The organism is Flavobacterium sp. HJJ, from assembly GCF_015351475.1.
In the GTDB taxonomy this organism is placed as follows: domain Bacteria; phylum Bacteroidota; class Bacteroidia; order Flavobacteriales; family Flavobacteriaceae; genus Flavobacterium; species Flavobacterium marginilacus.
The window spans coordinates 111,521-125,107 of record NZ_JADKPR010000009.1 but is presented as its reverse complement, the minus strand read 5'-3'; the positions used below and the strand labels follow the sequence as shown (position 1 = coordinate 125,107).

General features: G+C 34.7%; 9 protein-coding genes. 3 read left to right on the top strand and 6 right to left on the bottom strand.

From position 1 onward, the window contains the following. Positions 1 to 85: 85 nt before the first annotated feature. The 4 genes from IRZ80_RS09390 to IRZ80_RS09375 form a co-directional block, all read right to left on the bottom strand. Positions 86 to 1,402: an ammonium transporter gene (locus tag IRZ80_RS09390; RefSeq protein WP_194641304.1), complete on the bottom strand. Its 1,317-nt coding sequence runs from the start codon at positions 1,400 to 1,402 to the stop codon at positions 86 to 88. Between the two features lie 298 nt (positions 1,403 to 1,700). Continuing rightward, complete coding sequence (locus tag IRZ80_RS09385; RefSeq protein ID WP_194641303.1) at positions 1,701 to 2,771, bottom strand: aminotransferase class I/II-fold pyridoxal phosphate-dependent enzyme; 1,071 nt, start codon at positions 2,769 to 2,771, stop codon at positions 1,701 to 1,703. A gap of 4 nt (positions 2,772 to 2,775) precedes the next feature. Further along, positions 2,776 to 3,792: a dipeptide epimerase gene (locus tag IRZ80_RS09380; protein ID WP_194641302.1), complete on the bottom strand. Its 1,017-nt coding sequence runs from the start codon at positions 3,790 to 3,792 to the stop codon at positions 2,776 to 2,778. 99 nt (positions 3,793 to 3,891) lie between these two features. Next, a complete protein-coding gene (locus IRZ80_RS09375) occupies positions 3,892 to 4,269 on the bottom strand; it encodes a PH domain-containing protein (RefSeq protein WP_194641301.1) in 378 nt (125 codons plus the stop codon). Between the two features lie 528 nt (positions 4,270 to 4,797). Between IRZ80_RS09375 and IRZ80_RS09370 the strand changes: the two genes are divergently transcribed. The 3 genes from IRZ80_RS09370 (at position 4,798) to IRZ80_RS09360 (ending at position 8,464) form a co-directional block, all read left to right on the top strand. Then, positions 4,798 to 5,790: a Gfo/Idh/MocA family protein gene (locus IRZ80_RS09370; RefSeq protein ID WP_194641300.1), complete on the top strand. Its 993-nt coding sequence runs from the start codon at positions 4,798 to 4,800 to the stop codon at positions 5,788 to 5,790. 118 nt (positions 5,791 to 5,908) lie between these two features. After that, on the top strand, positions 5,909 to 7,444 hold the full coding sequence (locus IRZ80_RS09365; protein WP_194641299.1) for a YifB family Mg chelatase-like AAA ATPase: 1,536 nt from the start codon (positions 5,909 to 5,911) through the stop codon (positions 7,442 to 7,444). A 375-nt stretch (positions 7,445 to 7,819) separates the two neighbouring features. Continuing rightward, on the top strand, positions 7,820 to 8,464 hold the full coding sequence (locus IRZ80_RS09360) for an NAD(P)-dependent oxidoreductase (protein WP_194641298.1): 645 nt from the start codon (positions 7,820 to 7,822) through the stop codon (positions 8,462 to 8,464). A gap of 93 nt (positions 8,465 to 8,557) precedes the next feature. Here the strand turns inward: IRZ80_RS09360 and IRZ80_RS09355 are convergent, their stop codons facing one another. Together IRZ80_RS09355 and IRZ80_RS09350 are read right to left on the bottom strand one after the other, a co-directional pair. Then, positions 8,558 to 9,409 carry a neutral zinc metallopeptidase gene (locus IRZ80_RS09355; RefSeq protein WP_194641297.1) on the bottom strand — a complete coding sequence of 284 codons (852 nt, stop codon included), beginning with the start codon at positions 9,407 to 9,409 and terminating at the stop codon, positions 8,558 to 8,560. 62 nt (positions 9,410 to 9,471) lie between these two features. Then, entirely contained in the window at positions 9,472 to 12,864 is a 3,393-nt protein-coding gene (locus tag IRZ80_RS09350) for a PAS domain S-box protein (RefSeq protein WP_194641296.1), read from the bottom strand. Positions 12,865 to 13,587 lie beyond the last annotated feature (723 nt).

Sequence of the window (13,587 nt, the reverse complement as noted above, 5' to 3'; positions counted from 1 at the left end):
AAAGATTTAAATGTAAGCTAATAATTAGAGTAAAAAAAACACCCTGAATTTCAGGGTGTTTTTGTATGTGCTGGTGAATGAATATTTATAGGTATTCTCCGTGCTGTGTAATATCCAGTCCAAGTTCTTCTTTTTCTTCGGATACTCTTAGAGGAGTGATTTTGTTTACAATATAGAAAAGGAAATAAGACATTGCAAAAGCGAATAATGAAACTCCTGCTAAGGCAATTATCTGGTGTGTAAATAATTTAGTTTCGCCAAAAGCAAGGCCTTGATCGATAACAGCAGGATTGATGTCTCTAGAAGCAAATACTCCGGTTAGTACCATTCCGACCATTCCGCCTACACCATGACAGGCAAATACATCTAATGCATCGTCAATTTTGAATTTGTGAAATTTGCTGACAGTTATATTACTTATAACACTTCCTATAATTCCTATTGTTATTGCATGAGGCATGCTTACAAATCCTGCGGCTGGCGTGATGGTTACTAGTCCTACTACTGCGCCGATACAAGCGCCCATGGCGGAAAGTTTGTGTCCCATGATTTTATCAATAAATACCCAGGCCATAGAAGCGACTGCAGCAGCAACGGTTGTTGTTCCCAGTGCCTGTGCAGCAAGACCATTGGCTCCCATTGCTGATCCGGCATTGAATCCAAACCATCCAAACCATAATAAACCAGTTCCTAGTAATACATAGGTAATACGTGCAGGAGTTGGTTTTGGTGATTTTCTTTTTCCAAGAAAGATAGCGCCGGCTAATGCTGCCCATCCTGCGCTCATGTGTACAACGGTTCCTCCGGCAAAATCTAATACTCCAAAATTAAACAGTAATCCATCTGGATGCCAAGTCATGTGTGCTAATGGAGCGTAAACAAAAAGTATAAATAAAACCATAAACAACAGGTAAGCCCAAAAACGGATACGCTCTGCAAATGCTCCTGTTACGATAGCTGGTGTTATAATGGCAAATTTAGCCTGAAATAATGCAAATAATAAAAAAGGAATTGTAGGGGCAAGTTTCCATGAGGAGCCTATTCCTACGTTCTGAAAAAAGATATAAGGCACCGGGTTTCCGATTATACCTCCAATTGAGGGGCCAAAAGATAATCCAAATGCGATTAGTACCCATAAAACAGTTACGATAATCATTGCCATAAAGCTTTGCAGCATCGTGCTGATGACATTTTTTTTGCCGACCATACCGCCGTAAAAGAAACCTAAACCAGGTGTCATCAATAATACCAGCGCAGAGGCTACAAGCATCCATGCAATGTCACCAGTATCAAATTTTGAAATTTCGGAAAGATTTGTTGTATGGCTTGTTAAAAAGTAATTAGAGAAATAGGATAATACCAAAATTGTGACAAGTATCACACTTAAAACTATTTTTCGCATTGTATTTTAATTTTTTTTCTGCAAAAATAAAAAATCATTTCGAACACCTTGTTAAAAAGGGTGTGTGTGTGTTATTTTTGTCATTTCTGTATTTTACCTCCTGTATAATAGGGGTAGCTGATGTAAAAATGATTTAAAAATAATAATAATTTAAATTATTGCATTTTTTATTTAATATTAGTGATAGCGTTTTCTAAAAATTGTAGCTGTTAACTTAATTTATTAGGATTAAACAGTTTTGACGTTATGTATTCAATAATTATATAATGTATTGTTATAAAAAAATATCGTTTTTGGATTACAATACAAATCTCATGTCACCTTTTAAATCTGAAGTCAGCTGTGTGAAAATATTCAGCTGTTGAATCATTTTGTCTAGATCGGACAGGGTATGATGTGCGCTAATTACAATTCGGCTCAATTTTCCTGAAGCTGTTGGGTATGGAAACGAAGTTGGAATAATATTGTTTTCCAAAAGCATTTGGAGTAATTCTTCCTGATCAAAATAAATGACTGGATAATTTTTCGTAAAAGTCAAAGCAACATTAGGCAGTAAATGTTTGGCAGTATAATTTAAATTATCTTTTAGCTGCTGTCTCTGTGACTGATATAGTTTTTGTGCATTTACAAAAGTTTCCAAAAAAGCAGGATTCATTCCTGATGCCCCAATGAAATTCTGCTGTTTTTTTATTGCATCGATAAATTGAAAATCACCTGCGATAATTCCTCCTGAAAGTCCTAATGCTTTTCCTAGTGATGCAATGATTATTTTCTGCTTTACGTTTGGAAGTTCGTATTGATGCAGTACTCCTTGTCCTTGATTTCCAAGAACTCCAATACTGTGTGATTCATCTAAAAGGAGAACGATTTTTTTATCACTCGGAATACTTTGGAGTACACTCAAATCAATAGGAGTAACTTCCAGCGACGGAATCGCATCGGCAACAATCCCAATTCTAGTTACGGCAGGATCCAGAAGAAAAGAATTCAGTTTTCCGTTTTGAATAAGCGGTAATGAAGACGGATGCATTAAAGCAGGATGCGTGCTCGGAAAATGAAAGAGTAAATCGGTTGTATGCTGTAACTGCTCCAAAGCCAATTTTCCTGCAAGCATGCCTGATGAAACGGTAACTGCCGATTCCGTTCCAATTTGCTTGGCTAATAAATCTTCGGCTGTTTTATAAATTTCCAATTGAATATTGGCAGAACGGGAGCTCCCATAACTGGTTCCCCATTTTTGAAAACTTTTTAATAGAATATTTTGAAATTCCGGCAGAGTGGTTACGCCAAGATAATTAGTGCCTCCAAAGTACAGAAACTCTTCACCGTCTTTATGAAATACTCTATTTGGAATTTCGTTTACCTGCATTGGTTTAGTGTTTTATTAATGAAGCCCCAAGACCATTCGAATCTGCATAATGAACAATCCCATCGGTAATCGTAACACCGGTCGCAATATCTTCAGAAAGCAGTAAAGCACCATCCATATCAACATAATCCAGCTCTGGTAATAAATGTGCAATGGCCGAAATCCCAACAGTAGATTCTGTCATACAGCCCACCATCGTTTTCATGCCGTATTGTTTAGCCTCTGCAATCATTCTTCGGGCAGGAGTAAGACCGCCGCATTTTACTAATTTTACATTCACACCATGGAAATGATTATAGCATTTGGCAACATCTTCTTCTATAATACAGCTCTCATCAGCAACAATTGGCAGAACCGAGTGTTTAAAAACCTCCTTGTGCGCAGCCCATTGATCAGCTTTAATTGGCTGTTCCAAAAATTCAACGCCTAATTTTTTCAAAGCAACCGCATTATTGATCGTTTCGGTAACCGTCCATCCGCAGTTGGCATCAATCCGGAAACGGGCATCGGTGTGCTTACGCAATTCGGTAACAATCGCAATGTCGTCTTTGGTTCCCAACTTAATTTTATAGATTGGCCACGGCATTTCTTTGAGTTTCATTACCATTTTATCAATTTTGTCAATCCCAATGGTATAATCGGTTTTTGGATTGTGCAATGGAGAATTTCCCCAAAGCTCGTATAACTTTTTGCCTTTTTTCTTGGCATACAAATCATTGTAAGCCATATCCAAAGCACATAACGCAAACATATCATCCTTTAATAAAGCCGAAGCACTGTCCCAAAATTCCTCAGGAGTTTCATCATTATGAGATTCTATAAACGGAATAATGGCTTCCAGATTAGCTCTCATGCTATCGACGGTAATATTATAATACGGATTTGAAGTAGCTTCTCCAAAACCTGAAAAACCATCACTCTGCAGTTCTACAATAAGTGTAGGCTGTACATCGTGCGATTCTCTCGAAATCGTAAAAGTATGCTTTAATTGAAGCTTAAAAGTGCGGATGATTATTTTCATAGGATAAGTCCTTAGTGATTATTTATTGACTTTTAGTACTTAGTCCTTAGTGATTAATCTTGTACTAAGCGTACTAATAACTAAGGACTTAAAAAAAAGCTACTTCAATATATGCTGGCTCAAAATCTGATATACTTCATTAATATTATTCCCGCCTTTCCCAAATTGTTTTGAAATAGGCACATCTTCACCAGAAAGCCAAATCTTCAATTCGGCATCCATGTCTAGGATTCCGGCACTTTCCTTGGAGAATTTTTTAATAGAAGAATACGGAATCGAAAGATAATCCACTTTACTTCCCACCAATTGTTTTTCGACCAAAATCAGTCTTTTATTGGTGAAAACAAACATGTCCTTGATGACTTTATATCCCTTTTCGATTCTTTCGCCTTCAATCAGTAAAGGTTCAAATTCCTTCGATAGATTTTCAAGATTTACTTCAGATGCATTGCCAAGTATGGCATTAAATAGTCCCATGAGATTCTCTTTAATATTGTGAAAACCAAATTTAAAGATTTTAGTTGTCACAGCATTATAATTTTGCCCAAAATCATAAAAATCATCTAGGTGTAACCCCATCCCGATAAGAGGGCAAATTTACTTTGCGGTGATACGCCCTCTTTTCGGGATGCGGTCGGGCTATCCGCTCCGCCGCGGCGGATTGCTTCTATCCCAATGTCATTAAGTTAGGGGTTTCTTATTAAAGTTTGTCCAAGATATAATTCTCGCAAAGGCGCAAAGACGCAAAGAAATCCGATCTTAACTTTGCGCCTCTGCGTCTTTGCGAGAGTGAAATAAAGCTTAACTTAATAACATTGGCTTCTATCCCTTACACGGATAACGAGAAATTTAGTCTTTACTATCAATTTTAATTTCGATTAGAATTAGTGACAATTAGTGAAATTCGTGTTTAACTTTTTTTAAAAGCTAATGTCCTGCTGAAAAATCAGCATTTTAAATTTTGAAAAAATATTTAATACATTTGAAAAAAGTAATTTAAATTCAATGGAAAATACTTCAAAAATAAAATGGGGAATTGTAGGTTTGGGAAATATTGCCAAACAGTTTGCAAGTGAATTACAGCTGATTGATTCAGCCGAACTTTGTGCTGTAGCTTCAAGAAACATTGAGAAAGCACAAGATTTTGCCAGTCAGTTTCAATGTCCAAAAGCGTACGGTTCCTATGACGAGCTTTTTCAAGACGAAAATATCGACATTCTCTATATTGCCACACCACATGATTCGCATGCTGAGTTGACCATTAAAGCATTGGAAAACAATAAGAATGTCCTGTGTGAAAAGCCATTAGCCCTGCATTATTCCGATGTAGAACAAATGATTGCCGCTGCCAAAAAAAGTAACAAATTTTTCATGGAAGCATTCTGGACGCGTTTCAATCCTTCGATTCGTGAAACTTTGGAACATATTCAAAACGGTTCAATTGGAGAAGTAAAATACGTCAGTGCCGATTTTTCCATTAAATTCGAAAACCCAGATAATACCCGAATGACAGATATGAAACTTGGTGGCGGAGCACTTATGGATATTGGCGTTTATCCTTTGTTTTTGGCTTATTTGATATTAGGAAAACCTAAAGAAATTGTAGCAAAATCTAATTTTTATTCCACAGGAGCCGATACACAAACGTCTATTATTCTGCAGTATGAAAATGCACAAGCCGTACTGCATTGCAGTTTTTTATACACTTGCAATGTCGAAGCCACAATAAGCGGAACGAAAGGTAGAATCAATTTGGATCCGCTCTGGTTTATGACCGAATCTTACAGTTTGACTCATGGCACTTTGGTTGAGGGTGAGCAAAAATCAAAATTTGAAAGACCAACATTAGGCAAAGGCTATACTTATGAAATCGAAGAATGTCATGCCTGCCTCAGAGCTGATAAAACAGAAAGTGAACTCTGGTCTCATCAAAACAGTCTGGAACTTGCCGCAATTGTAGAGGCGGTTAAAAATCAGATTGGACTGATGTATTCTTAAAATTATTTTAATTCTATAAAAGAATATTTTTTGTGATATATTTTTATAAAGTAAGAATTTGATTAAATATTTTTGGTTTGAAGTAAAATAGTATTTACATTTAGAAAAACTATTTTATATGTTAATCAAAGTTTTCGGAAGTGCTGTTTTTGGAGTCGAAGCAACTACAATTACTGTCGAAGTCAATATGGATAAGGGAATTGGCTATCATTTGGTAGGTCTGCCGGACAATGCCATCAAGGAAAGCAGTTACCGCATTGCGGCAGCACTCAAAAATAACGGCTACGAAATGCCGGGCAAAAAAATCATTATCAATATGGCGCCCGCCGATCTGCGTAAGGAAGGTTCCGCTTATGATCTGACATTGGCAATCGGAATTCTAGTAGCCTCGGGGCAAATAAAAACTGATATTTACGAACAATTTGTAATCATGGGCGAGCTGTCCCTTGACGGCAGTTTACAGCCTATTCGCGGTGCTTTGCCCATTGCGATTAAAGCCAAAGAAGAAGGTTTTAAAGGTTTTTTTCTTCCTCTTGAAAATGTTAAGGAAGCAGCAATCGTATCAGGACTTGATGTATACGGCGTTTCCAATGTGCAGGAAGTGATTGATTTTCTGGAAGGAAAAGGAATGCTTGAACCCACTACTGTCGATACAAGAGCCGAATTTTATAAAACACTTGATTTTCCCGAATTTGATTTCAGCGATGTGAAAGGGCAGGAAAGCATCAAACGCTGTATGGAAATTGCGGCAGCCGGTGGCCATAATATAATTCTCATTGGGCCGCCGGGAGCTGGAAAAACGATGTTAGCCAAAAGACTGCCCAGTATTTTACCGCCAATGACATTACGTGAAGCACTGGAAACCACCAAAATTCACAGCGTTGCTGGAAAACTGAAAGAAGTTGGATTGATGAACCAGCGTCCGTTTCGGAGTCCGCATCATACCATTTCAAATGTTGCGCTTGTTGGGGGCGGAAGTTATCCGCAACCAGGAGAAATTTCGATGGCGCATAACGGCGTTTTGTTTTTGGACGAACTGCCGGAATTCAAGCGTGATGTTCTGGAAGTAATGCGCCAGCCTCTGGAAGATAGGGAAGTGACGATTTCCAGAGCCAAGTTTACAGTGACATATCCATCGTCGTTTATGCTGGTGGCAAGCATGAATCCAAGTCCGAGTGGTTTTTTTAATGATCCAGATGCTCCGCAGACTTCTTCACCTCACGAAATGCAGCGTTATTTGAGCAAGATTTCAGGACCATTATTGGACAGAATTGATATTCACATTGAAGTAACTCCTGTTCCTTTCGAAAAATTATCCGATGACCGAAAAGCTGAAAGCAGTGTTGATATTCGCAAAAGAGTAACTTCTGCCCGAGAAATACAGTCTAAACGATTTGAAGAAATGGAACATATTCATTACAATGCTCAAATGAGCACTAAGCATATTAGGGAACATTGCGCTCTTGATGATGCTTCCAAAGAGCTACTAAAAACCGCCATGGAACGGCTAAATCTTTCGGCTCGTGCCTACGACAGAATCCTAAAAGTTGCCAGGACTATCGCTGATTTGGATGATGCACCTCAGGTAGTTTCTGGACATATTGCAGAAGCAATTCAGTACAGAAGTCTGGATCGTGATGGCTGGCTGGGGTGATATTTAATGTTCAAACTGAAATGGATTACAAGTCCATTAGGTTACAATAAATAAAATCAGCTATTAATATTTAAACCATTTTTTACATATTTGTAAAAAATGGTATTCTAAGTTATATGATAATTTCTTCTTCTTAAGATTATCTAATCTTTGCTTAGTAATATGCATTTTGTCAGTTTTTGGACTAAATGTAAGTAGGAAAAATTTAGATATTAGATTGATTTTGCCATTGAAATTATATAATTTTACAGCATTAAAATCTCTTTATAAAATAACAGCAAAGTCTGCAAAAGTATATTAGCTTTTGCCTGATCGATTTTCTCTTTCGGAAAAGACGAACAGAAAATTTATGTTTAAAATTTTATAAAGAAAAAAATGAAACAAAATATAAAAGTTGCCGTCATAGGCGGTACCGGAAAGTCGGGAAAATACCTTGTAAGAGAATTAATCAGACAAGGTTTTCATATTAAACTTCTTCTAAGAAATCCTGATAATTTTTCAATTAAAAGCAGTCTTATAGAAACCGTAGCGGGAAACGCAGCCGATTATGATTCGGTTTATTCACTGCTTACTGATTGTCAGGCAGTCATCAGTACTTTGGGTTTGGGAATTCCTGCAAGTGAACCCATACTTTTTTGCAAGTCCAGTTCTAATGTTATTCAGGCAATGATCTCACTGGGTTTAAGCCGTTATATTGTAACCACTGGGTTGAATGTGGATACTTCTTCGGATAAAAAGAGTCCTAAAGTTATCTTTGCAACTGACTGGATGAAGAAAAATTATCCAGTTTCAACAGAAAATAAACAGGCCGAATATGAACTGCTGAAGGCAAGCGCAATAGATTGGACTCTGGTTCGGCTTCCTTTGATTGAGCAGACAGATGAACGATTTGATACCAATGTCAGTTTAGAAGATTGTTTAGGGGATAAAATCAGTGCCACTGATTTGGCAGATTTTCTTATTGAACAATTGTATGACAAAACATTTATTGGAAAATCACTGTTTTTGTCAAATGTTTAAACAAGATATTTAGGTTTTAACCACGAAGTTCACAAAGAATTACCAAAAGTTCGCAAAGCGTTATGTTCTTTGTGAGCCTAGTGGTTTAAATAACTAATTCAATTCCGAAAAAGTATTTCCTTGGTGGATATCTCCAGTATTGTACCCTTTCATAAACCAGTATTTGCGCTGCTCAGAGGTTCCGTGGGTAAAAGATTCTGGAACAATATGTCCTTGCATTCTTTTTTGTATTGCATCATCTCCAACTGCTTGTGCTGCACTCAGTGCTTCGTCAATGTCACCAATATCAAGATTTTCCTGATTGTGTTTTGCCCATACTCCAGCATAAAAATCAGCCTGCAGTTCTAAGGCTACAGATAATTTATTTGCTTCAGCCTCATTTTTTCCTTGCTGGGCTTGACGCATTTTTGCAGATGTACCTAACAGTGTTTGTATATGATGCCCTATTTCGTGTGCAATAACATAAGCTGTTGCAAAATCTCCTCCTGAGGCTCCAAATTTTGTTTGTAATTCATCAAAAAAAGCCAAATCCATATATACTTTTTGATCTTCTGGACAATAAAATGGACCAGAGGCTGACGATGCACCGCCACACGCAGTTTCTACAGAATTTGTAAATAAAACCATTTTTGGTTTTATGTATTCCATATTGTTTTCTTCAAATATTTTAGCCCATACAACTTCAGTATCTTTAAGGACAACTTTAGGAAACTCTCCTAATTTTTTTTCCTCTTCGGTCAATGGCTTGCTTTCAGTCTGTGTTGTCTGCAGCTGGTTAAACTGTTCTAATATTGGAGTAATCATTTGAGCATTTTCTCCGCCAAAAGCATTTATAAGTAAAATAATAATCCCAATTATTCCTCCGCCTACAATAGTTTTACCTCCGCCAGACATTCCTCTGCGGTCTTCAACATTGTCGCTTTGTCTTCTTCCAATCCATTTCATTGTTAGTATAATTTATTGGTTAGTCTTTAAAAATTAAGATGTTTTTAAAATAAAGATAAAGCTTATAAAATGGTATTTTTTGTTTTTAGCCATTTTTCTAAAATATCTTCAAGCGTTTTCTTTACAATAGGTTTTGAAACATAGTCATTCATGCCGGCTTCTATGCATTTTTCTTTTTCACCCATTATAGTTCCCGCAGTGAGGGCAATGATAATAGTATTTTGTAATTGCTGTATTTTTCTAATCGCTTTTGTGGCTTCATAACCATTAATTAAGGGCATCTGAATGTCCATGAAAATGATGTCCGGCATAATTTCCAAGACTTTTTCTAATGCTTTTTCTCCGTTACTAGATTCATAAATGATGCATTTTGGGATAATCTGTCTGACTAATGTTTTAGTCAAAAGCATATTGATTTTATTATCCTCTACAATTAATATTTTTGGTTCTTCATTTTCAAATTGCAGTATGCGGTTTTCTGTAATTACTTTTAAAGGATCGATTAACTTGTTTTGCTTTAATTTATTACTGCTTTTTAATTTTATGTCAAAGAAAAAAGTACTTCCTACATTATACAGGCTGTCAATCTGCAGTTTACTGTTCATTAAACTTAGTAATTGATTTGAAATTGTTAATCCAAGTCCTGTTCCGCCAAATTTTTTGGTTGTAGAACTGTCTTCCTGCGAAAACGCCTGAAAAATGATTTTTTGATTACTTTTTCGGATACCAATACCTGTGTCTTTTACTGAAAATCTTAAAAGAGTTTTATTTTTATAGACTTCTAATGTAGAAATGGTAAGATCAATTTTACCGGCATGAGTAAATTTAATTGCATTTGTCAATAGATTAATGAGTACTTGTTTTAATCGGATATAATCGACCCAGATGAATTTTGGAACGTCATCATTAATTATATAATTTATTACTAAATTTTTGGAATGAGCCTGATAATTAACCAATTCTTTTATTTGAAGAATAATGTCATTTATACAGTATTTTTCTACGTTAAGCTCTAATTTCCCAGACTCAATTTTAGAAAAATCAAGTATGTCATTAACCACCTCTAATAAAATATTTGCGGATTGGTTAATGGTATTCATATATTGTTTTTGAGTCGTTTCGAGCTTAGAATTCATCAGCAGATCGGTATAGCCTATGATTCCGTTTAGAGGCGTTCTAATTTCATGACTCATATTGGCAAGAAACTCTGATTTTGCCTTGTTTGCCGCTTCTGCTAGTTCTTTTTCTTTAACGATGGATTCGTTTTTCTTTTTTTCGGTAATATCGATAAGAATTCCTTCCATAAAAGTAATTTCTCCATTTTTTAAAATCGAATCTCCAAATTCTTCTACCCAGACAATTGAACCATTTTTATGCGTAATCCGATAAATAATATGCAATGGTATTTTATCCTCCAGAGCAGTTTTGTTTTTTAATATAACATTTTCTAAATCTTCATCAAAAATTAAGTCTATGAAAAATATTTTATTCTCTAAAAAATCAGATTTAGGATATCCGGTCAGTTTTTCAATTTCGTCATTGAGGTAAATTTTTGTGTATTTTTCATCGTAATTGGATAAATACACAGTTCCGGGGATATTATTGGCTAATAAACGGAACCGTTCTTCACTTTCCTCAATAATTGATTCATTCATATTTCGTTCAATGGATGTGGAAATGTTTTTTACTAATAACTGTAATATTGAGATTTCATCCTGACTCCAAATACGTTCTTCTGTTGAATTATCAAAAACAAAAAAGCCATCAAATTCATTTTTTATGAAAATAGGAAAAAACAGCATTGTTGCTGGATTTAATCGGCTTAAAGCAGCACTTACGGTTTCATTTTGGACATTGTTTTTAATGATTTCAAAAAATTCTGCTGGAGAGAAATCCTTTAAAGTGTTGTCAAATTCAGAGAATTCCAGATTTTGCAGGATAGGATAAACAGTGTCGAAATTCTGCAGTTCATTTGTCCACATACATTTTTGGTCAAATAAATTGGTTTTTTTTTCTTTTTTAAAAAATGAGATTCGTTCTGATTTTGTTACTCTTCCTAATTCATTAATTATTCCTCTAATAAGTTTTTCAGTACTTTTTTCTAATAAAAACTGATTAGTATTTTTATTAATAACTAACAGCAATTCGCTTTTGTAAGCTAAATTCCGTTCTATTTCTAATCGTATATGTGATGCTAAAGCAATTACAATTAAATCGGAAACAGATTTCACAAAATTGATATCTTCATTGTCCCAATTTTTAATTCTATGTGTGGATTCGTACGAAAGGATACTTTTTAACTCTCCGTCAATAAAAATAGGAGTGTCCAGTGTTGAGTATATGTTATTGCTGTAAACATAATTGTCTTTTATTTTGTTATTATCAGTATAAGATCTAATATCCGACTGTACTACTTGAAGTTTACTTTCAATTTTTTTAAAATACTCCAGATTTTCATTTCTGAAAAAGCGAATGTCATTTTCCAGAATATTTTTTTTGGATTCATAGAGTTTACTGCAGATTATCTTATCCGTGTCATATATCCAATAGCCTACTCGGTTTACTCCTAATGCAGCAGAGGTAATATGCAGGATTCTAGTAATCGTCTGATCAAAATTTTCATTACTGGAATGGTTTGAAACCGCTATATCTTTTAAGGTTTTGCTGTATTTTCCTATTTTATACTGTCTCTTAGATTTTTCATCTTCGATGTTTTTTAATAGTGTTATATCTCTTGCAATTCCAGAATATCCATCAATTTCTCCACTACTGTTTCTTCTGACAAAAACATTTTGGGAAATCCATAACTCACTGCCGTCTTTTTTGATAATAGGGAATTCGAGTGTTGTAAAATTTTCTTCAATATCAAGAATGTTTTGGTAAAAACTCATGGTATTGGTTATGTAATCTTTTCTTATTAATGAAGAGAAATCTTTGTTGAGAAATTCATCTTTTGAATATCCTAAAGTTTTTATTGCATAATCATTGACAAAAGTAAATCGGCCTCTAGCATCTGCTTCAAAAATAATATCAACAGCGGTTTGAATTAAAATTTCATATTGTTTTCTGATTTTTATTTCATTGGTAACATCTTGGCCAATTCCAATGATGGAGTTTTCATTGAACTTTTTATCAATCCACTGAATGAATTTGTATTCACCGTTTTTACATTTTAACTTCCTTATATATAAACGATTGTCTACAAAGGTTTTATGGTAGTCGAAGCCGATAAATTCAGGGTCTTCTGTTAGTTTCCAAAAACCATACCCCATCACTTCTTCTGGAGTGTATCCTAAAATAGCCGTTATAGTATCACTGCAGAAGGTTACTTCTCCCATTTTGTTTGTGGCAATGGTCAGTGAGTTCCCTTTGTTTACAATTTCATTTGTAAAATTGACCTTTTCCTGAATTTTATAAATAGCGATATGCTTAATATGATTTATTATAAATATCATTATAGAATAATTGATAAGTATAACAGCTTTGGAGGTAGGAACTATATTAAAGGTAAATATTGTAATTAAAAAAGCGCAGACGAATCCACAGAAAATCCAATATTTTTTTATAGGCTTTATAATAAGATAGGAAAAGAAAAATGCTAAAATGAAAGTGTAAGTTGGTATATTATCTGTTGGTAAAAAAACGATATTGTATGCCGTAGTTATGAAATGTATATAAAATAAGACCGTAAATATTGTTTGAACTCTATTGTATAAATATTTTGATTTTTCACTCAATATAAAGAACAATAAAAAAATAACTCCAACAGAAAAGTAGTAATTTAATAAGCTTTTGGGCCTAACCTTAAATAACTCAAACAATATTTCTATTAATGGAAGAGATAGTCCGAGAAATAATAAATAGAGTAAATATTCTCTTTTGTCTAACTCTTTTGATGTAAGATTATTTGTGTTTTTTAGAATACTGTTTATTTTGTGGTTGGAATAAATAATTGCAAGTAAAATGACAAAAAACAGTGCCAGTAAAATGGTATTCCGATTCGTAATGTCTATTAATAAATTTTGTACCAGATTTAATGCCATGGGCGTATAAACTGAACTTGATAAAGAAAAGTTGAAGTTGAAAAACAGTAAAATTTCACAACATAATAGCATAGTTTTCGGGGGTGACTATTTAATAAAATGTTTTAATCGTCTGCAATTTAATTTTAATAGTTA

Bases quoted from the DNA above. Each gene is read 5' to 3' on its own strand.
- IRZ80_RS09370 (WP_194641300.1), top strand. From the start codon at position 4,798: ATGGAAAATACTTCAAAAATAAAATGGGGAATTGTAGGTTTGGGAAAT.
- IRZ80_RS09360 (WP_194641298.1), top strand. From the start codon at position 7,820: ATGAAACAAAATATAAAAGTTGCCGTCATAGGCGGTACCGGAAAGTCG.
- IRZ80_RS09390 (WP_194641304.1), bottom strand. From the start codon at position 1,402: ATGCGAAAAATAGTTTTAAGTGTGATACTTGTCACAATTTTGGTATTA.
- IRZ80_RS09380 (WP_194641302.1), bottom strand. From the start codon at position 3,792: ATGAAAATAATCATCCGCACTTTTAAGCTTCAATTAAAGCATACTTTT.
- IRZ80_RS09350 (WP_194641296.1), bottom strand. From the start codon at position 12,864: ATGATATTTATAATAAATCATATTAAGCATATCGCTATTTATAAAATT.
- IRZ80_RS09365 (WP_194641299.1), top strand. From the start codon at position 5,909: ATGTTAATCAAAGTTTTCGGAAGTGCTGTTTTTGGAGTCGAAGCAACT.
- IRZ80_RS09385 (WP_194641303.1), bottom strand. From the start codon at position 2,771: ATGCAGGTAAACGAAATTCCAAATAGAGTATTTCATAAAGACGGTGAA.
- IRZ80_RS09375 (WP_194641301.1), bottom strand. From the start codon at position 4,269: ATGGGACTATTTAATGCCATACTTGGCAATGCATCTGAAGTAAATCTT.
- IRZ80_RS09355 (WP_194641297.1), bottom strand. From the start codon at position 9,409: ATGAAATGGATTGGAAGAAGACAAAGCGACAATGTTGAAGACCGCAGA.